The organism is Pseudomonas entomophila, from assembly GCF_029193575.1.
Taxonomy (GTDB): Bacteria; Pseudomonadota; Gammaproteobacteria; order Pseudomonadales; family Pseudomonadaceae; genus Aquipseudomonas; species Aquipseudomonas entomophila_G.
Window position 1 is genome coordinate 17,635 of the sequence record NZ_JARGCS010000043.1, and the last position, 19,991, is coordinate 37,625.

Here is a 19,991-nt window from a genome sequence, read left to right on the forward strand (position 1 = left end):
CATGCAAACCCTGACCTTTGAATACCCTGCCGTGGGCCTGGCGCGTGGCCGTAGCCTGGTCGGCTGCGTCAGCTCCGGCGACCTGGAGGTGCTGATCGAGCCCGGCCAGCCTGGGCGCCTGCAGATCCAGGTGGTGACCTCGGTGAACGGCAGCGACGCGCGCTGGGCGCAACTGTTCGAACGGCTGTTCGATGGTCGCGCACTGCCCGCCATGCGCATCGACATCCATGATTTCGGCGCCACACCCGGTGTGGTGCGCTTGCGCCTGGAACAAGGCTTCGAGGAGATCGGCCATGACTGACAATGCCCGCCTGCTGCAGCACCGCAGCTTCGTCGAGCTGGGCGCCCGCCAACGGGCCCAGGCGCTGTTCGACCCTGGCACCTTCCGCGAACTGCTTGGCCCCTTCGAGCGCTTGATGTCGCCATGGCTGCCGCGCCAGGGCATCGTGCCCCAGGCCGACGACGGCGTGATCATCGCCAAGGGCCGCCTGGGCGGGCGCCCGGCGCTGATCGCGGCGATCGAGGGCGGCTTCCAGGGCGGCAGCCTGGGCGAGGTGGGTGGGGCGAAGATCGCCGGGGCGCTGGAGTTGGCCGTCGAGGACAACCGCAACGGCATCCCCACCTGCGCCGTGCTGCTGCTGGAAACCGGCGGGGTGCGCCTGCAGGAGGCCAACCTGGGCCTGGCGGCCATCGCCGAGGTGCAGGCGGCGATCGTGGAGCTGCGCGCCCACCAGCCGGTGGTCGGGGTGATCGCGGGTGCCGTCGGCTGCTTCGGCGGCATGTCCATCGCTGCGGGATTGTGCAGCCACCTGCTGGTCACCCGCGAGGCCCGCCTGGGGCTGAACGGGCCCCAGGTGATCGAGCAGGAAGCCGGCATCGAGGAATACGACGCCCGCGACCGCCCCTTCATCTGGAGCCTGAGCGGGGGTGAGCAGCGCCATGCCAGCGGCCTGGTGGACGGCTACGTCGCCGACGATGTCGAGGGCCTGCGCGCGCAGCTGCTGCAACTGCTCGACACCCCGTCGGTCGAGCGCTGCCGCCGACACGCCTGGTTCCTCGAACGCCTGGCGCGCCTGGGCGACGACTGCCCGCAGGTAAATGCCGCCGATGTGCGCGCCCTGTACCAAGGAGAACTGTCATGAGCCGTGCCCTGAACTGGATGACCGGGCTGACCCAAGGCCAACCCGTGCCCGGCTACCCCGCGTCGCTGCGGGTGGTCGACGCAGAGCTGGACAACCGCCCGGCGCGCTTCATCGCCGTGCTGCCGGACAGCGACAACCCGTTTCCCCGCGCCCGTGGCGGCGAGGTCGGCCTGCTTGAGGGCTGGGGCCTGGCCAAGGCGGTGGACGATGCCATCGCCGCCGACCGCGACGGCGCCCGCCGCGCCCTGGTGGCGATCGTCGATGTGCCCAGCCAGGCCTATGGCCGCCGCGAGGAGGCGCTGGGCATTCACCAGGCCCTGGCCGGGGCGGTGGACGCCTATGCCCGCGCCCGTTTGGCCGGCCACCCGCTGATCGGCCTGCTGGTGGGCAAGGCGATGTCCGGCGCCTTCCTCGCCCATGGCTACCAGGCCCAGCGGCTGATCGCCCTGGACGATGCCGGGGTGATGGTGCACGCGATGGGCAAGGCCGCCGCGGCGCGCATCACCTTGCGCACGGTCGAGCAACTGGAGGCCCTGGCCGCCCAGGTGCCGCCGATGGCCTACGACCTGGGCAGCTACGCCTCGCTCGGCCTGCTGTGGCGCCGACAGGCGGTGGGCAATGCCGAACAGCCACAGGGCGAGGACCTGGCGGCGGTGCGTGAAGCCCTGGTGCAAGCGCTGCGCGATATTGGTGAAAGCACGGACCTGTCTGGCCGCCTGGCGGGCGAGCACCGCAGCGCATCGCGCCTGGTGCGTGAACGCCTGCGCGCCCAGTGGCAGGAGACCTGAGATGAGCGTGCCACGCCCACACGACCTGCTCTGGGGCATGACCCCGGCGCAGCTGCCCAGTGATGCGCCGGCCTGGGCTCACGACGTGCTGGTCGCCGGTCAGCCGGTGGTGGTGCGTCGGGCGCGTTGCGCCGAGGGCTGGGTGGCGGTGGGCGTGCGCGGACAAGGGCGGGAAAGGCGCCTGGCCGCGCAGATGCCCTGCGCGGCGGTCATGCGCCGGCTGAGCCCCGAAGACCTGCGCTGGCACGGCGACAGCCCGCTGCCGGCCTTGCAGGCGCTGGCCCAGGTCAGCGCCGTGCTCGATGCCAGCGGACTGCCCTGGGGGCCGACCGGTGGCGTCGCTTACCAACTGGCCACGGGCGAGTCGGTGTTGCATCCCGGCAGCGACCTCGACTTGCTGCTGCGCACGCCCAAACCCATGCCCCGGCAGCAGGCGCAGGCGTTGCTCTCGCGGCTGGATGCCGCGCGGTGCCGTATCGACCTGCAGCTGGAAACACCGGAGGGCGCCGTGGCCTTGCGCGAATGGGCCGGCAGCGCGCGCCGCGTCCTGCTCAAGTCGCCCCGGGGCGCGCGGCTGGTGCTCGACCCCTGGAATCGCCTGGAGTGCGCGGCATGAGCAGCCTGTTCGCCTTCCCCGGCCAGGGCGCCCAGCAACCGGGCATGCTGCACCGTCTGCCCGACGAGGCCCGTGGGCTGCTGGAAGAGGCCAGCGATACCCTGAAGCAATCAGCCCTGGCGCTGGACAGCGCCGAGGCCTTGCAGTCGACCCGCGCCGTGCAGCTGTGCCTGTTGCTGGCCGGGGTCGCCTGGGCGCGCTGGCTGCTGCGCCGCAGCCCGGCTCCGGCCTATGTCGCGGGGTTGTCCATCGGTGCCTATGCCGCCGCCGTCGTCGCCGATGCCCTGCCGTTCGTCGACGCTGTGCGCCTGGTGGCCCTGCGTGGCGAGTTGATGCAGCAGGCTTACCCCCAGGGCTACGGCATGACCGCGATCAACGGCCTCGATTTGCCTGAGGTCGAGCGCTTGCTGGCCGAAGTTGGCGGCGAGGTGTACGTGGCCAACCTCAATGCCGACACGCAGATCGTCATCGCCGGCAGCGACTTGGCCATGGCCGCCGTCGCCGCCCGGGTGCGTCGTGGCGGGCAGGGCGCCTGCACACGGCTGGCGGTCAGCGTACCGTCGCACTGCGCGCTGCTGGCCGGGCCCGCCGCCGAACTGGCCCAGGCGTTTGCCGGGGTGAGCGTGCAGCGGCCACGCATCGGCTACCTCAGCGGCACCATCGCACGCGCGCTGCACGACCCTGAGCGGCTGCGCGATGACCTGGCCTTGAACATGGCGCGGGTGGTCGACTGGCGGGCGACGTTGCGCAGCGCCTATGAGCGCGACGTGCGCCTGCACGTGGAGATGCCGCCGGGCAGCGTGCTCAGCGGCCTGGCCCGCAAGGTCTTCGACGCGGGCAGGGTGGTCGCCCTGGACAGCACCCGGCCGGATTCGATCGACGCGCTCTTGCGTCAGGAGGTGGCCCGCCAACGATGACCGCAGGCTGCATTTCGAAGGACAACAACAAGCAACTTCGACACAAGACCGAGGACAACGAAAATGATCATCTATGGTGTGGCTCTGCTGGCGGTATGCACGCTGGCCGGCGTAATCGTCGGCGACTTCCTGGGCGTGCTGCTGGGCGTCAAATCCAATGTGGGCGGGGTCGGCATCGCCATGATCCTGCTGATCTGCGCGCGGCTGTACATGCACCGCAACGGCGGCATGAGCAAGGAATGCGAGTTCGGCGTAGGGTTCTGGGGCGCCATGTACATCCCGGTGGTGGTGGCCATGGCGGCCCAGCAGAACGTGGTCACCGCACTGCACGGCGGGCCCGTGGCGGTAGTGGCGGCGATCGGCGCGGTGCTGCTGTGCGGGCTGACCATTGCCGTGATCAGCCGTACCCATCGTGGCGAGCCGTTGCCCAAGGACGACCCAGGGGTGGGGCCCCGCGCGCAGGTAGCACCGGCGGGAGGGCGCTGACATGTGGTCGATCATTGAAAAGGCGCTGGAACACAACGGGCTGATCACCGCATTCGCCGTGGTGGGCGGCATCATGTGGCTGTCGGTGATGCTGTCACGCTACCTGACTTTCGGCCGGGTGCACGGTTCGGCCATCGCCATCGTCATCGGCCTGGTGCTGGCCTGGGTGGGCGGGACCCTGACCGGCGGGCAGAAGGGCCTGGCGGACATGGCCTTGTTCTCTGGCATCGGCTTGATGGGCGGGGCGATGTTGCGTGACTTCGCCATCGTCGCCACCGCCTTCGAGGTGCAGGCCACCGAGGCGCGCAAGGCGGGGATGATCGGCGCGGTGGCGTTGCTGCTGGGCACGGTGCTGCCGTTCATCGTCGGTGCGGCGGCCGCCTGGGCCTTTGGCTACCGTGATGCGGTGAGCATGACCACCATCGGCGCTGGTGCGGTGACCTACATCGTCGGGCCGGTGACCGGAGCGGCGCTGGGGGCGAGTTCCGAGGTGATGGCGCTGTCGATCGCCACCGGGTTGATCAAGGCGATCCTGGTGATGGTCTTCACCCCGGTGTCGGCGCGCCTGTTGGCGTTGGACAACCCGCGTTCGGCGATGGTCTTCGGCGGCCTGGCCGGGACGGTCTCCGGGGTGACGGCGGGGTTGGCGGCGACCGACCGGCGGCTGGTGCCCTACGGGGCGTTGACGGCGACCTTCCACACCGGTTTGGGGTGCCTGATGGGGCCGTCGATCCTGTACTTCTGTGTGAGGGGGCTGGTGGGCTGACGGTTGTTGGGGGCCTATCGCGGGGCACTGACAGCGCCTTGTCCTGGATCAACACCTCCACCCCCGATCAGGCGGATCCTCCAGGGCAGAGACAGAGCCTTCGGAGGATCCGGCCATGAGCAGCACCTTCTTCATCCCGCCCGTCAACATCATGGGCATCGATTGCCTCGACCAGGCCATGGACGCCATCGCTGGCTACGGCCTGCGCAAGGCGCTGATCGTCACCGACCAGGGCCTGGCCCGAGCCGGGGTCGCCGAGCGCATTGCCGGGCTGCTGGCAGGGCGTGACATCGACGCGGTGATCTTCGACGGCGCCAAGCCCAACCCGAGCATCGCCAACGTCGAGGCGGGCCTTGCGCTGCTGCAGCGCGAAGGCTGCGACTGCGTGGTCTCCCTGGGCGGCGGCTCACCCCACGACTGCGCCAAGGGCATTGCCCTGTGCGCCGCCAATGGCGGGCATATCCGTGACTACGAAGGGGTCGACCGTTCGAGCAAGCCACAGCTGCCGTTGATCGCCATCAACACCACTGCCGGCACCGCCAGCGAGATGACCCGCTTCTGCATCATCACCGACGAAGCGCGCCACGTGAAAATGGCCATCGTCGACCGCAATGTCACGCCGATCCTGTCGGTCAACGACCCGGCGCTGATGGTCGCCATGCCCAAGGGCCTGACCGCCGCCACTGGCATGGACGCCCTGACCCACGCCATCGAGGCCTACGTGTCCACGGCCGCCACGCCGATCACCGACGCCTGCGCGCTCAAGGCCATCAGCCTGATCAGCGACAACCTGCGCCAGGCCGTGGCCGACGGGCATGACCTGCAGGCACGGGAGAACATGGCCTATGCGCAGTTCCTCGCCGGCATGGCGTTCAACAACGCCTCGCTGGGCTATGTGCATGCCATGGCGCACCAGTTGGGCGGCTTCTACGACCTGCCTCACGGCGTGTGCAATGCGGTATTGCTGCCGCACGTGCAACGCTTCAACGCCAAGGTCAGCGCCGCGCGGTTGCGTGACGTGGCCAAGGCGATGGGGGTGAAGGCGTGTGGGTTGGATGCCGAGCAGGGCGCCGGTGCGGCGATCTCGGCCATCGAGCACCTGGCGGCGGCGATTGGTATTCCGACGGGGCTCGAGGAACTGGGGGCGAAGGTGGTGGATGTGCCGGTGCTGGCGGCCAATGCGCTGAAGGATGCCTGTGGGCTGACCAACCCGCGGCTGGCGAGTCAGGTGGAGATCGAAGCGATCTTCAAGGCGGCGTTTTGATTCAGGGGAGGGGTTGCCTGGTCTGACGCCATCGCGGGGCGAGCCCGCTCAGGTCAGCGGGGTGCCTGGAGCGGGCTCGCCCCGCGATGGCACCGCCGCGTTTTCAACGCTCACGCATGAAGAACCCCGCCACGTACTTGCGAAACGTCTCCAAACTCTTGAAGTCGGCATACCGCTTGAAGTTCTCGGTCTCGGGCTCCGGCCCGATCGGCCGCTCCAGCAGCGACACCGAGAGCACCCGGTCCTGGTCGGAGGTCAGCACCAGTTCGTCCATCACCTGCCCGCCGATCACCGGTCGGCGCATCAGCACCTTCACGCCCTTGCTGGCCATCCAGTCGATCAGCGACACCAGCGCCTTGAGCGGTTCGCGCTCTTCATCGCGGTACACCGGGAACAGGTGCGCGCGTGACAGCACCGGCACGCTGGCCACGTGGATCAGCTCGTAATAATGACTGCCGGCGGTGGCTGGAGAGTAAAGCGCCAGGGCCAACAAAGGGCCTGAGGCCTTGGCGCCGCCCCACAGCAGGTGATGCCCCTGGAAATCGAAGCCATCCTCGCTGCGCGCGTTGAACAGCTTGCGGCCCTTGATCTGCTCCACGCAGTCGAGCAGCAGGCCATGGCGACGGTGGTTGCCGAACACCGTGGCTTCGCGCAGGCGGGCCTTGAGCATCATCATGTGCTTCATGTCCAGCCGGGTTTCCAGGTAGTTGCTGGCCGGCACCCGCTCGAGCAGCGGGTAGCGCGCGGCCACCCCGCGCAGCTCGGCGAACTGCGCGGTCAGGTCCTTCTTCAGGTGGGTGGCATAGACGTTCAGCCCGCTGGCCTCGATCCAGGTCAGCAGCAGCGACAGCAGACGTTGCTGCTCGCGCCGCTCGCCAGGCTCGCTGGCGCCGCCATCCTCGCCACCCCGGCGAAAATCGCCCAGCAGACGCAGGGCCGTGTCCGGGGCCAGCCAGGCGGCCGGCTGGGCGACCTCTTCACTGCGCTCGAGGGCCTCGCGCTCGTCCTTGGTGAACGGGCAGCCGGGCGCGTGTTCGGGCGTGTCGGGGTTGTTGCGCAGGAACAGCGTGCCGGTGTTGCCGTTGAGGCTGACGTTGAGCACCGGCAGGGCATCCTTGCGGCAATCGCAGGCCAGCCACTGGTTGGCGCTACGCACCTTCATCAGCCACTGGTTGGCCTGCAGCAGGCGGGGGCCGGCCAGGGTGCCGGTGGAGAAACCCACCAGCAGTTCTTCTTCGGCGGGTGTCAGGCTGCGCACCAGCGCGGCGCTTTTTTCGATGATTCGCATTCGGGAGCAGCTCCAAGCTACAAGCCTCAAGCTTCAAGCAAAGCCGCGGCGCTTTCAACTCGAAGCTCGCGGCTCGTGGCCTGGCGCGTCAGTTGCCGCCGAACAGCTTGGCGGCGCGGGCGTGGATTTCCTCGGGGGTCAGGTCTTCCTTGTGGGTGGAGACGAACCACAGGTTGCCGAACGGGTCCTTGAGCGTGCCGCTGCGGTCGCCGTAGAACTGGTCTTCGACTGGGCGCAACGCGGTGGCGCCGGCGGCGACGGCCTGGGCATAGACCTTGTCGCAGTCCTCTACATACAGGTGCAGGCCAATGGCGGCGCCGTTCAGCGACTGGCTGGCGGTCAGCCCGCCTTCCATGTCGCAGGGGTCGGCGAGCATGATCGAGGAGTCGCCGATTTTCAGTTCGGCATGGCCGACGCGGCCATCTGGGCCGTCGAGGCGGAACATCTCGACGGCGCCGAAGGCCTGTTTGTAGAACGCGATGGCGTTGGCGGCGTCCTTGATACCGAGATAGGGGGTGATGCTGTGTTGGCCCTCGGGAATGGGTTTGGCTGGCATGGCGCGTTCCTCCTGAAATAAGCGGATGCGGTACAAGGCTGTATGTTTGTACAGTTTTGCCCATTGCGCAAATGCTGTTTCCCGATTAAACCCCCTCGCGCTAGAAGATATAGTCCGTGGTCAGGAAGCTCGACTGCCGATTAGCAATGATCTCGCTGATCAGTTCCTTGTTAGCCTCCTGGAACCGCGTCGCCACCAACGTGCGAATGGAAAACACCCGCAACGCGTCATGCACCGACAAGGTCCCCTCTGCGCTGTTCTTGCGCCCATTGAACGGGTAGGTATCCGGCCCGCGCTGGCACTGGGCATTGAGGTTGATGCGCCCGACCTGGTTGGCGAAGGTATCGATCAGCGCGCCGATGGTCGCCGGGTCGTTGCCGAACAGGCTCAGTTGCTGGCCGTAGTCGGAGTCGAGCACGTAGTCGATCACCGTCTGCAGGTCGCGATACGGCACCACCGGCACCAGTGGGCCGAACTGCTCCTCGTGGTACACGCGCATCGCCGGGCTGACGGGGTAGAGCAGGGCAGGGTAGAAGAACGACCCGCGGCTTTGTCCACCGCCCTGGTTGAGCACCCGCGCACCCTTGGCAGTGGCGTCGGCCACCAGGGCGTCGAGGTAGTCGACCTTGCCCGGCTCCGGCAATGGCGTCAGCGCAACGCCCGGCTCCCAGGGCATGCCGGGCTTGAGCGCGGCGAGCTTGCGCTGGAACTGCTCCAGGAACGGTTCGACCACATCCTCGTGCACGAAGAGGATCTTCAACGCCGTGCAGCGCTGGCCGTTGAACGACAGCGCGCCGGTGAGCGCCTCGTCGACCGCGTTGTCCAGGTCGACCTGGGGCAAGACGATGCCGGGGTTCTTGGCGTCCAGCCCCAGTGCCGCGCGCAGGCGGTGCGGGCGCGGGTGAAGCTTCTTGAGGTCGCTGGCGGCCTTGTGGGTGCCGATGAAGGCGAACACATCCACGTTGCCGCTGGCCATCAGCGCGCTGACCGTCTCGCGTCCACGGCCATAGATGACGTTGATCACCCCCGGCGGGAAGCTGTCGCGGAACGCTTCCAGCAGTGGGCGGATCAACAGCACGCCGAACTTGGCCGGCTTGAATACCACGGTGTTACCCATGATCAGCGCCGGAATCAGCGTGGTGAAGGTCTCGTTCAACGGGTAGTTGTACGGCCCCATGCAAAGCGCCACGCCCAGCGGCGCGCGGCGAATCTGCCCGAGGGTGCCCTGTTCCAGCTCGAAGCGGCTGGAGCGCCGGTCGAGGTCCTTGAGGGCGTTGATGGTGTCGACGATGTAGTCGCAGGTGCGATCGAACTCCTTTTCCGAGTCCTTGAGGTTCTTGCCGATCTCCCACATCAGCAGCTTGACCACTGCCGTGCGCTGTTCGCGCATGCGCGCCAGGAACGCCTCGACATGCTGGATACGCTCGGCCACGCGCATCGTCGGCCAGGCGCCACGCCCCTTGTCATAGGCCTGCACCGCCGCGTCCAGCGCGGTGAGCGCGGTGTCGGCATCGAGCAGCGGCGCGCTGCCGAGAATCACCTGGCGCTCGCCATTGCCATCCTTGAGCCACACCGGGCTGCGCACCGTGGCCAGCGCGCCGTCCCAGCGCCTGAGCTGGCCGCCGACCAGGTAGTCGCGTTGCTCCAGCGGCTCACCCAGGCGCCAGGCGTCGGGAATGTCTTCTGCGGCGGGAAACAGTGAATCGAGCAGGCGGTCCATGGGTACAACTCCTCGGTGTCGATGGCCAGGTGAAACGCTTCAGCTTTCGAGCATGCACCTGCCGTTGGAAAAACACCAGTCTGGCTCAACATTGCCGCGCAAGCGCCGATACAGGATGAATCGATTTCGATTTGAGCCTATGAGTACGACACGCCCCATCTTCGACGAGCCACCCGCAAAGACCTTGCGTAGCACCCTCAACCGCCTGTTGCCAGTGGGTTTCGCGCTGGTCGGCATCAGCCTGTCGATGATGCTCGGGTACCTGGACCTCGAGCGCCGGCAGAATGAAGACGCCGCCAGCATCGCGGTGCGCCTGGCCGGAGTGCGGGGTGCTCTGGAAGCGCAGTTGCGTGCGGCCTTCGGCGAGACCGAGGGGATTGCCCAGTTGCTGGCCGCCGATGGCCACATCAGCACCGAGCATTTCCAGGGCATGGCCCGCGATGCATTGCAGTCAGTGCCGTACATGCGTCATGTGTCGCTGGCGCCGGACGATGTGATTGCCGCGGTGTACCCCCTCAAGGACAACGTCGGGGTGATCGGCCTGGATTACCGACGTGTTCAGCAGCAGTACCCCATGCTCCAGGCTGCACGCGAGCGGCAACAGGCGGTACTCGCGGGCCCGGTGGATCTGTACCAGGGTGGTCGTGCGCTGATCTACCGACGGCCAGTCTTCGTGAACGGCAAGCGCGGGGTGAAGTTCTACTGGGGCAACCTGTCGATCGTCGCCGATATCGACCGTTTGCTGGAAGCCGCCGGCTTGCGCGCCGACGGGCCTATCGCAGTGGCGGTGCGCGGCGCCGACGGCAAGGGTGCGCAAGGAGCGTTGATCTGGGGGGATGGGGCGTTGTTCGACACCCCGCGCGTGAGCCAGATCGTCGACGTGCCGGGTGGGCAGTGGCAGTTGGCTGCCGAGCCGCGTGGTGGCTGGCCGGGGTATACCCTGTTGGCCTCGCCGCTGTTCCTCATCGCCCTGGCTTGCACAGGGCTGTTCAGCCTGTTCGTCGCCCGCCTGAAGGCCAATCAGCGCCTGCTGCAACAACGCAACCGTGAGCTGCGCCAGTCCCAGGCGCTACTCGAGCGTCTGGCGCACTACGACACGATCACTGGCCTGCCTAACCGCGTGCTGTTTCAACAACAGTTGGGCAGCGCCATCACCCAGGGCCACGGCCTGGCGGTGCTGATGCTCGACATCGACGGTTTCAAGCAGGTCAACGACAGCCTTGGCCACGCCATGGGCGACCTGCTGCTGCAACAGGCCACTGCGCGTTTCTTGCAGGAGCTGGACAACCAGGACCGCGTCTGCCGCCTGGGCGGCGACGAGTTCGTGTTCATGCTGCAAGGCAGCCAGGGCCAGGTTCACCACCAGGTGCGTGCGCTGTTGCGCTGCCTGCAACGGCCATTCGACCTCAACGGCAACGCCACGCTGGTCACTGGCAGCATCGGCCTGGCCTGGTGCCCGCAGCACGGTGAAGACACCGACAGCCTGCTGCGCCACGCCGACACCGCCATGTACGCGGCCAAGGAGAGCGGGCGCAACGCCTGGCGCCCCTACCACCCGGACATGACCGAACGCCTGCAGCAACGCCTGGAGCTGGAGCGCAACCTGCGTCGGGCCTTGCAGCACAATGAATTCGAGCTGTGGTACCAGCCGAAGATCGACCTGTTCAGCGGCAACCTGGAGGGTGTCGAGGCGCTGTTGCGTTGGCGTGACCCGGAGCATGGCCTGGTATCGCCGGCCGATTTCATTCCGCTGGCCGAGCGCACCGGGCTGATCATCCCCCTGGGTGAGCGGGTGTTGGAACTGGCATGCGCGCAGTTGGCCGAATGGCGCGCCGCCGACTGCCTGCCGGGGCCGATGGCGATCAACGTGGCGGCGCTGCAGATCGAGCGCAGCGACTACGTGACCGCCCTGGCCACGGCGCTGGCTCGCCATGACCTGGCGCCCAGCCTGCTGGAGGTGGAGATCACCGAGAGCCTGCTGATGGAGAGCCAACAGCAAGCCTGTGCGGTACTGGCGCAGTTGCAGGCGATGGGCGTCACCACCGCCGTGGACGACTTCGGTACTGGCTACTCGTCGTTGGCCTACCTGCGCGCTTTGCCCATCGACCACCTGAAGATCGACCGCGCCTTCATCAAGGACCTGCCCGAGGACGACGACGCGGTGGCGGTGGCACGGGCGATCATCGACCTTGGGCACGCCCTGGGCTTCAAGATCACCGCCGAGGGTATCGAGACCCAGGCGCAGTACGACTTCCTGCGCGATGCCGGGTGCGACCAGGGCCAGGGCTACCTGCTGGGTCGGCCGATGCCGGCGGTGGCGCTGCTGGGTTGGTTGCCGAACCGGGCGGGCAGTCGCTCGGCCCGTTAGGTTGGTCTCAGCCGATGTCCAACAGCGCCGCGACCGGTTCGGCCAGCGCACGTGCGCGCAGCCGGGGGTCGCGGTCGATCAACGCCAGGGCGCGCCATACCCGGCGCCAGGTCTGCAGAGGGGCGTCGAGAAACACGTCGAGCTCCAGCAGGCTGCGCAAGTCCCGCCGGTACAACAGCGGTAGGCGTTGCCAGATCTGCCGTTGCTCGACGGTGGTGTCGTCCAGCAGTTCCTCATATTCGCTGTCGGCGACCAGTAGATCGACCTGGTGCCGGGCGTAGTAGTCGAGAATCTCTTGCTGGACCTGTTCGTCCAGCCATGGGCTGTCGAGGCACATCGCGCCACCGGTCTGCGGCGACACTCGCAACCCTGGCGGCAGGCGGGTGAACTGGTTGTTCCCCAGGTCGAGCGCCAGCGGCTCCTGGAGCAGATCGAGGCCTGCCGGCAGTTCGGTGAGGCTGCAATTGTTCATGAAGATCGAATAGAGCACAGGCAAGCGCCGCAGGTCTGGCGCCTGGATCAATGGGTTGTCGGAAAGCTCGAGTACGCGCACGTTCGTTAGCTGTTCGAGCGCCGCTTGGCTCCAGGCGTCCCAGGTGATGCGATTGTGTTGCAGGCTGAGCCAGCTCAGTGAAGGGGCCTGGAGGTTTGGCAGGCGGCTGAAGCGGCAATAATTGAGGTATAGCCGCTGTGGGGTGGGGAAATGCGCCAGGAAACGTGGCGGTAACGCGCACAGCTCGGAGTTGCCACTGAGATTGATGTCCTGCACGTGGGCGAGATCCTGCCCCAGGTCCAGGCCCTCGAGGTCTGCCTCGACCAGGTCGAGGTCACCCAGCGCCAAGGTATGGATGATGCGCCCCTCATCCAGTTGCAAGGTACTGGTGCGTCGCCAGGCATTGAGGATCGGCCGCATGGCCCGCTGCCTGGCTGCCGAAACGCCGGCCCATTGGCGCAGGTGGTCTTGCACCCACTGGAGGCGTTGTTCACGCTCGCGCAGCATGTCGCCGGGCGAGCGCAGCTCCCGCCGCCAACGACTGAACACCTCGTTGATGTGCGCATCGCTGGCGCTCGGATACAGGCGCCGATAACGCGCGGTCAACGCATCGCGCAACAGGGAGATGCGCGTGTGGTCGGTCGGCGCGCCGCCGCGCAAGCCTGCCGTTGACCGGCGCGGGCGCGGGGAGGGCTGGAACAGGCGTCTGGCCAGCGATGGCCTGAGGGTGTCGATACGCGTCTGCAAGCGCTTGGCCAAGGCCCTGGGCGTGCCAAGGTTCAGTGCCTGTTGCTGGTTTGGGGTCAGCGCCTGTTGCAGTGCCCGGCACAGGTCCTTGTCCACCACGCCGGGCGCCGGCCGCTCGCCCCGGTACGCCTCGTAGCCGTCGCGCGAACGGATCACCGTGCGCACCGAACCGGCCTGCGGGTTGCCCGCCTGACGCAGCAGCGGGCCCTCCGGGCTGGCGGCGCGCAGGTCGATGCGCAGGTCGCTGGGCCAGCCTGGCAGGCGCTCGAGGCAGACGAAGGCCAGTCTTTCGCTGGCCTGGTCGGCCAAGCCCACCAGGTGCAGGCCTTCCACGGCCCGCACCAGCGGCAAGTCACCGTGGGCCTGCTCGACATCGCTGCGCAACCCGCGCGGTAAGCCACCGTCCGCTTCCCAGGCGCCGCGCTGCGCCTCGGTAAGCCGTGCCAGGAATCGTCGGGCAAGCGGCGCGGTGAACCTGGGGTATTCGCTGCACAGGCGTTCGACCCCGGCATCGGCGGGAGCATTTCCCTCATAGGCCAGCCGGAATGCCTCGTCGTCGAACGCCGGCAAGCGTTTATAGGCCTTCATGCGGGCGAGTGTGTCGAGCAGCAGCGCTGGGGCCCTGGCATTTTCCAGGTGGACGGCGCGCAAGTGCGCCTCGGTAACCCCGGCGATCCGCGCGGCCTGTTCGAGCTCGCGGGCCTCCAGGCCCTCGCCGACACTGCCGAGTCGACGCACCAGTGTGGCGTACGACCAACCGAGCGGCTGCTCATGCACGCCACGCCAGGCACCTTCGCCGTTATGCTCCAGCGGTGGCTGGTAGGCCTCGGTGTCGTCAGGGTGGCGCACGCGCCATTGCCCGCGCGCGTCCAGGCGAATGTCATGGAGCTGGCCATCCACGTGCGCATAGGTGTGCCCATCGATCGTGTAGATACCCTGTTGGTCCGCCACGGCATCCTCGGGGAGCGACAGGCGGCTGCGGTAAGGCGCCAGGTCGGGCTTCCAGAGACGCGCCTGGCCATTGTCCAGGCGTACTTCATCCAACGACTCCGTCCATCTGGCGAGCAGCTTCGGCGCCCATTTTCCGGCTACGTGCAAGCCTGCGATCAAGCCCAGGTTCAGTCCCACGGCAGCCAGGTGGTTCAAGGCCTGGTGGCGATCGCCGAGGCGCCAGGCCGCGTAGCCTTCATAGGCTTCGTCGAGCAATTGACAGGCGGTGACCACCAGCATCAATGCGCCCACGCCCGGGATGAAGAAACCGGCCAGCATCAAGGTATTCAGCCCCAGGCTTTCCAGCTCGGCGATGCGTCGCTTGCGCGCCTGCTCATCGACGTCAGCGGTGGGCACCGCCAGTTGACGGGCTTCGGTCTTCAGACGGGCGACATGCTCGAAGTGCAGGAAGCGCGCCCATGGCCCTTCGACGGTGTGTTCGCGCAGGTGCAGGTCAGCGCCTTCACGCAGCGGCCAGGTTTGCCCCTGGGGGGTATCGCCCGCGGCATCGAGGTTTTGTCGCAGGCGATCGAGGAAGGTGGCCTGCCGGTCGCGCGGCACATAGGCGAGAAACGCTTGGCGCGCCTCAGGCGACAACAGCGTGTCACGCAGCCGGTCGTGCACGGCAGCCAGGCCCGCGCAGGGTTGCAAGGCCGCTGCGTGCCCAGGCAGGTGCAATAACAGCCCGGCGTGCTCCAGGTCGAACAGCAGCACCTCATGAAGCGTGATACCGAACAGGCTGAGCTGGGTGCAGGGCAGGGCGCTATCCCCGTCGAGTCGTGCCAGGACCTCATCCAACGCGGCGCCGCTGAGTTGGTGGCGCAGGAACGCCAGCTGCGCATCCTGGCGCAGCCGATCTTCGTAGACCGTGACGGCCAGCTCGGCGACCGCCGCGGGGGCGTACGACGCATCGAGGTGCGCTTGGTAGCGCTGGCCGATGTCCAGTGCGCGGCAGGTGCTGGCGAAGGCCTCTGGCGACAGGGGCAGAGGCTTGACGTCGTAGGCTTCGGAGTCCAGCGCGATGTCTACCAGGGTCTCGCTGTCACCCAGGGTGGTCTTGCCGGTCACCTGGGTCTTGCTGACCCGGATGTCGGCGCTCAGGGCCAGCGCGCTTTCGCGACTGAACGGCATCGCCTCGGTGAAATTGTGCAAGGCCGCCTCCAGCAGGCTCTGGCGCTCGTGGTGGTTGACAACGGCCTGCCAAGTGAAGACGGGATGCACGCGCAGCAGCTCGGCATCGCGTACCGATACCTTCACGCCATGGCGGGTTTCAAGCGCACTGGCCAGCAGCGGTTCGGCGAACTCGGCGATCTGCTTGAGCCCCCGCAGGGCGCGGGCCAGGGCTCGCTGCGAATGCGCCAGCCGCGCCTGGCTGGTTAGAACGGCTTCGCGCCGGCCAGGGGCGGCATTGGCGAACCAGGGGGCTTGCGCATCGGCGAAACCTTGGGCGGGGCGCAGTGCGTCGCTCAAGGCCTGCCAATGGTGCGGGTGAATATGCCGCGCCCAGACGGGAAGGCGTTGTTCGAGCAACGCCTGGTGGGGGTTTTGCGTGGTGGTCATCATCCGGCTCCTGTGCATGAAGGTGCACAGGAGGCATCAACGAGGGCCCGGGTGAACGGTAGATATGTAGTTTGCCTACGGCACCGCCGAGAACACCGAACCGGTGATGCGTTCACTCAACAGTTCCAACGCGCGCAGCCCTGCCAGCGAATTGCCCGACGCATTGAGCGCTGGCGACCACACGCAAATGCTGTAGCGCCCCGGCACCACCGCGACGATGCCGCCGCCCACGCCGCTCTTGCCCGGCAGCCCTACGCGGTAGGCGAAGTTGCCGGCCTCGTCGTACAGCCCGCTGGTGGCCATGATCGCGTTCACCTGCTGGGCCTGGCGCGGGCTGAGCACCTGCTGGTCGCTGTGGGCGCAGTAGCCGCTGTTGGCCAGGAACGAGAAGGCGCGGGCCACGTCCACGCAACTCATCGACAAGGCGCAGTGGTGGAAGTAGCTGCGCAGCACGGCGTCGACATCATTGTGGAAGTTGCCGAAGGCCTGCATCAGGTAGGCCATGGCGGCATTGCGCGCGCGGTGCTGATATTCGGATTCGGCCACCACCGGGTCGCTGACGATGCGCGGGTTGGCGGCCAGTCGGCGGACGAAGTCGCGCATCGACAGGGCCGCAGTGGCGAAACGCGACTGGTTGATGTCGCAGATCACCAGGGCGCCGGCGTTGATGAAGGGGTTGCGTGGGCGACCCTTTTCCACCTCCAGTTGCACCAGCGAGTTGAACGCCTGGCCGGACGGCTCGTAGCCCAGGCGCGACCAGATATCTTCACCGCTGTGGCCGATGGCCTGGACCAGGCTGAACACCTTGGAGATGCTCTGGATCGAGAACGGCGTGTAGGCGTCGCCGGCGCAGTGCAACTGCCCATCCAGTTCCTGGACGGCGATGCCCAGTTGGTGTGGGGCGACCTGGGCGAGGGCAGGGATGTATTGCGCGACCTGGCCGTGGCCGAGCAGGGGGCGGACGTGGTCGAGGATCTCTTGCAGGATGGCTTGCATGGGGTGGTCGTAGTGCTGTCGAGGCGGCACAGGGTACAGCAAACGGCTGGGCTTCGCCGGAACAACCCTGAATCATTCCCGCTCGAGCCGGTACATCCGGCATTCGGCCAACAGCGCCAGCAGGTTCGGGTCACGCTCACGCGCCTTCAGGAACACCACCCCGATATGCTGCTGCAAGCGGTATCGCGCCTGCAGCGGGATCAACCGCACACGGTTCTCGTAGACGGCGGCGATGCGCCCGGGCAGCAACGCATACCCCACCCCCGAACTGACCATGCTCAACAAGGTGAAGATGTCGTTGACCTGCATCGCCACCTTCGGCTCGAACCCGGCCTGTTCAAACACCCGCGTACCGTCCCGGTGGGTGGCGAAGCCCTGGGTCAGGGTAAGGAAGGTCGAGTCGGCGAGGTCCGCCAGGTCCACTTCGCCTTGTTCGGCGAACGGCGAGTCGGTGGGCACGGCAAGGAAAATGTCGTCGGAGAACAGCGGCAACTGCTCGCAGCCAGGGTCCATCACGCTTTCGTCCAGCGACACCAGGATCGCGTCCAGCTCGTGGTTCTTCAGCCGGTGCAACAGCTCCACGTTCGAGCCCAGGGTCAGGTCGATGTTCAGTTCGCTGCGCCGCAGTTTCAGGCCCATCACCAGGCGCGGCACGGTCTTGACGGTCAGCGAGTACAGCGCGCCCAGCTTGAAGCGCTGGGAGTAGAAGCCTGCCGCCTCGCGGGTCAGGCGCACCAGCTGTTCGGCGTCCTGGATCAGCTGGCGGGCCTTTTTCTCCAGCACGTAGGCGCTCTCCAGCGGAATCAACTGGCGGCCTTCGTGCTTGAACAAGGGGCAGCGCAGCGCGCTTTCCAGCGAGTGGATGGCCCGGTGCACGCTGACCGCGCTGGTGGACAGCTCGGCGGCGGCGCGGGCCAGGTTGCCGCTGCGCATGAAGGCCAGAAAGGTCTCCAGCTTCTTCAGGGTCAGCTCTTCATCGATCAGCATGCGCAGGGGCTCGCGGCGGGTAGAGGCCTGATGATGCCCGCCCGCTGCCCGCCGAGGCAATCGGCGCTCAGTTCACCGGCGCCCAGCCACCGCCCAGCGCGGCGTACAGGTTGACCTCCGCCAGCAACTGCGCCAGGCGGTCGTTGATCAGGCCCTGCTGGGCGCTGAACAACGACCGCTGGGCATCGAGGAAGGTCAGGCTGCTGTCCAGGCCGCTGCGGTAGCGGTTGCGTGCCAGGTCGTAGTAGCGCTGGCTGGCCTGGACCAGGTCGCGTTGGGCGCGCAGCTGGCGTTCGTAGGTGGCACGCGCGGCCAGGCCGTCGGCGACTTCCTGGAAGGCGGTCTGGATGGCCTTTTCGTAGCGCGCCACTTCCACGGCCTTCTGCACCTGGGCGTAGTCCAGGCTCGCGCGCAGGGAGCCGGCGTTGAACAGCGGCAGGTTCAACTGCGGCTGGAACAGCCAGGTGCCGGAGCCGGCGTCGAACAACCCGGACAAGTCGCGGCTACCGCTGCCCGCATTGGCGGTCAGGCTGATGCTGGGGAAAAAAGCGGCGCGCGCCGCGCCGATGTTGGCGTTGGCGGCGCGCAGCTGGTACTCCGCCTGGAGGATGTCCGGGCGCCGTTGCAGCAGCTCCGAGGGCAGCCCCGCCGGCAGGCCGCTGATCTGTTCGGCGGCCAGCGGCAGGCTGGCGGGCGGGGCGTTCAGCGACGTGCCGACCAGCAGGGTCAACTGGTTGAAGTCCTGGGCCACCTGGCGCTGGTAGCGGGCCACGGCGGCACGGGTGCTGTCGACGCTGGTCCGCGCCTGGATGCTCTGCAAGGCCGAGGCGGTGCCGGCGCGGCGCTGGCCGAGGGTCAGGCGAAGACTCTCCTGGTCGGCGGCCAGGGTCTGCTGGGACAATGCCAGCAATTCCAGGTCGGCGCGCCAGGTCAGGTAGCCGCTCGCCACGCTGGCCACCAGGCCCAGTTGCACGCTGCGCCGTGCCTCGTCGCTGGCCAGGTAGGTGAGCAAGGCCTGGTCGCTGAGGCTGCGCAGGCGGCCGAACAGGTCCAGCTCATAGGCGCTGATGCCCAGTGTGGCCGAGTAGGTCTGCGAGATCACCCCATCGCCGGTGCCCGTCATGCGTCGCGGCAGGTACTGGCGCTGGCCCTTGGCATCGGCGGCGACCTTGGGCAACAGCTCGGCGCGCTGGATGCGGTACTGGGCGCGATAAGCCTCGACGTTGAGCGCGGCCACGCGCAGGTCGCGGTTGTTCGCCAGTGCGCTGTCGATCAGTTGGCGCAGCAGTGGGTCGTGAAACACCCCGCGCCAGTCCTCCGGCGCGCCAGGTGTGGCAGGCGCATCGGGAGGGGCGGGGTACTGCGTGGCGACAGGCAGGGCAGGGCGCTGGTAGTCAGGGGCTAGCGTGCAGCCGGCCAGGAGCATGGCCAGTAAAGTAGCGGGGTATCTGGGCATTGCGGGTTCCCTGTGTTCAGGCACCGGCCATCCAGCGCGCCAGGCCATGGCGACCGCTGACGCCGAGCTTGGCGGTGGCGCGCTTGAGGTAGGTTTCCACCGAACTGTTCTTCACGCTCAGGCGCTGGGCCATCTGCGGCACGGTGCCACCGGTCAGCAAGCCCAGGCAGACTTCCTGTTCGCGCGCCGACAGGTGGATAGCTTCCTGCGCCAAGCGCCCGCCGAAAGCCTGGCGCAGGGCGCTCGGGTGAGGCTCGGCGGGCAGCGTGTCGGCACCGGGCTGCACCAGCAGGCCATGGCGCTCAAGTAGCGGCAGGAGTGTGTCGGACAGGCTTTTGAGCAGCGACAGTTCGGCCAGGGAGAAGGCCCGTTGGCGGGTCTGGCGATGGAAGCAGATGACCAGGCGCCGGTCGCCATTGCACGACACCAGGTTGCATTGGTGCGCGCTGTGGCGGGTATGACGGCCGACCGGGGCCTTGAGCTGGATCAGCAGGGGATCCTTCATTTGCATGATGTTCTGCAGCAGCGGGTGGCTGAGCTGGTCCGGCGCCGGGCATTCCGGGCCAAGGCCCGCGCCGCCGAGCACCTTGATGCGGCTGATGCTGCCTCGGCGGGCGTCGAGGGTCCATTCGCTGAGGTCGAGACGGTGAATCGGCACCAGGGTGTCGACCAGGCGCAGCATGTGTGTGGCGAAGCACGCGTCACCGGTGCTGGCGATCAGTTCGCCCAGTTGCAGGTAGAGGCGCGGATCGTGGCGCTGTTCGAGGCCGGGGTTCAGCTTCATGGCTTTGTCATCCTTGAATGAGGGCACTGCGGGACGGTCTCGCGCGCGGGCTCGCTCCTTGCCGGGC

17 protein-coding genes are annotated in these 19,991 nt (G+C 67.6%); 9 read left to right on the plus strand and 8 right to left on the minus strand.

Annotated features, from left to right (window positions below):
* Nucleotide 1 precedes the first annotated feature (1 nt).
* The 8 genes from P0Y43_RS19430 (at nt 2) to yiaY (ending at nt 5,979) form a co-directional block, all read left to right on the plus strand.
* Complete coding sequence (locus tag P0Y43_RS19430; protein ID WP_275638884.1) at nt 2-301, plus strand: malonate decarboxylase subunit delta; 300 nt, start codon at nt 2-4, stop codon at nt 299-301.
* Complete coding sequence (locus tag P0Y43_RS19435) at nt 294-1,142, plus strand: biotin-independent malonate decarboxylase subunit beta (protein ID WP_275638885.1); 849 nt, start codon at nt 294-296, stop codon at nt 1,140-1,142. The genes P0Y43_RS19430 and P0Y43_RS19435 overlap by 8 nt, the downstream gene beginning before the upstream one ends.
* Complete coding sequence (gene mdcE, locus P0Y43_RS19440) at nt 1,139-1,930, plus strand: biotin-independent malonate decarboxylase subunit gamma (RefSeq protein WP_275638886.1); 792 nt, start codon at nt 1,139-1,141, stop codon at nt 1,928-1,930. Before P0Y43_RS19435 ends, mdcE begins: the two co-directional genes overlap by 4 nt.
* A gap of 1 nt (nt 1,931) precedes the next feature.
* The gene (locus tag P0Y43_RS19445) at nt 1,932-2,546 is read left to right on the plus strand and encodes a malonate decarboxylase holo-ACP synthase (RefSeq protein ID WP_275638887.1); all 615 of its coding nucleotides are present in this window, start codon (nt 1,932-1,934) and stop codon (nt 2,544-2,546) included.
* Complete coding sequence (gene mdcH / locus P0Y43_RS19450) at nt 2,543-3,463, plus strand: malonate decarboxylase subunit epsilon (RefSeq protein WP_275638888.1); 921 nt, start codon at nt 2,543-2,545, stop codon at nt 3,461-3,463. The genes P0Y43_RS19445 and mdcH overlap by 4 nt, the downstream gene beginning before the upstream one ends.
* A 63-nt stretch (nt 3,464-3,526) precedes the next feature.
* Entirely contained in the window at nt 3,527-3,949 is a 423-nt protein-coding gene (gene madL, locus P0Y43_RS19455; protein WP_275638889.1) for a malonate transporter subunit MadL, read from the plus strand.
* Nucleotide 3,950: 1 nt separating this feature from the next.
* On the plus strand, nt 3,951-4,715 hold the full coding sequence (gene madM / locus P0Y43_RS19460; protein WP_275638890.1) for a malonate transporter subunit MadM: 765 nt from the start codon (nt 3,951-3,953) through the stop codon (nt 4,713-4,715).
* A gap of 115 nt (nt 4,716-4,830) precedes the next feature.
* Nucleotides 4,831-5,979 carry an L-threonine dehydrogenase gene (gene yiaY, locus P0Y43_RS19465; protein WP_275638891.1) on the plus strand — a complete coding sequence of 383 codons (1,149 nt, stop codon included), beginning with the start codon at nt 4,831-4,833 and terminating at the stop codon, nt 5,977-5,979.
* A gap of 103 nt (nt 5,980-6,082) precedes the next feature.
* Here yiaY and P0Y43_RS19470 read toward each other — a convergent pair whose 3' ends face one another.
* From P0Y43_RS19470 to P0Y43_RS19480, 3 genes are all read right to left on the minus strand, one after another.
* Nucleotides 6,083-7,267, minus strand: coding sequence for a hypothetical protein (locus P0Y43_RS19470; RefSeq protein WP_275638892.1), 1,185 nt, complete (start codon nt 7,265-7,267; stop codon nt 6,083-6,085).
* Between the two features lie 88 nt (nt 7,268-7,355).
* Nucleotides 7,356-7,823 carry a VOC family protein gene (locus P0Y43_RS19475; protein ID WP_275638893.1) on the minus strand — a complete coding sequence of 156 codons (468 nt, stop codon included), beginning with the start codon at nt 7,821-7,823 and terminating at the stop codon, nt 7,356-7,358.
* A gap of 100 nt (nt 7,824-7,923) precedes the next feature.
* Nucleotides 7,924-9,543 (minus strand): NADP-dependent glyceraldehyde-3-phosphate dehydrogenase, encoded by a 1,620-nt coding sequence (locus P0Y43_RS19480; protein ID WP_275638894.1) that lies wholly within the window; start codon nt 9,541-9,543, stop codon nt 7,924-7,926.
* Between the two features lie 139 nt (nt 9,544-9,682).
* Between P0Y43_RS19480 and P0Y43_RS19485 the strand changes: the two genes are divergently transcribed.
* Entirely contained in the window at nt 9,683-11,911 is a 2,229-nt protein-coding gene (locus P0Y43_RS19485; protein WP_275638895.1) for a putative bifunctional diguanylate cyclase/phosphodiesterase, read from the plus strand.
* Nucleotides 11,912-11,918: 7 nt separating this feature from the next.
* On the opposite strand, the gene P0Y43_RS19490 is transcribed toward P0Y43_RS19485, so the two are convergent.
* The 5 genes from P0Y43_RS19490 to P0Y43_RS19510 form a co-directional block, all read right to left on the minus strand.
* On the minus strand, nt 11,919-15,701 hold the full coding sequence (locus P0Y43_RS19490; protein WP_275638896.1) for a dermonecrotic toxin domain-containing protein: 3,783 nt from the start codon (nt 15,699-15,701) through the stop codon (nt 11,919-11,921).
* A gap of 75 nt (nt 15,702-15,776) precedes the next feature.
* Complete coding sequence (gene glsB / locus P0Y43_RS19495) at nt 15,777-16,697, minus strand: glutaminase B (protein ID WP_275638897.1); 921 nt, start codon at nt 16,695-16,697, stop codon at nt 15,777-15,779.
* A gap of 72 nt (nt 16,698-16,769) precedes the next feature.
* Nucleotides 16,770-17,684: a LysR family transcriptional regulator gene (locus tag P0Y43_RS19500; protein WP_275638898.1), complete on the minus strand. Its 915-nt coding sequence runs from the start codon at nt 17,682-17,684 to the stop codon at nt 16,770-16,772.
* Between the two features lie 67 nt (nt 17,685-17,751).
* Nucleotides 17,752-19,140 (minus strand): efflux transporter outer membrane subunit, encoded by a 1,389-nt coding sequence (locus P0Y43_RS19505; RefSeq protein WP_275638899.1) that lies wholly within the window; start codon nt 19,138-19,140, stop codon nt 17,752-17,754.
* 16 nt (nt 19,141-19,156) lie between these two features.
* The gene (locus tag P0Y43_RS19510; RefSeq protein ID WP_275638900.1) at nt 19,157-19,924 is read right to left on the minus strand and encodes a helix-turn-helix transcriptional regulator; all 768 of its coding nucleotides are present in this window, start codon (nt 19,922-19,924) and stop codon (nt 19,157-19,159) included.
* Nucleotides 19,925-19,991: the final 67 nt, after the last annotated feature.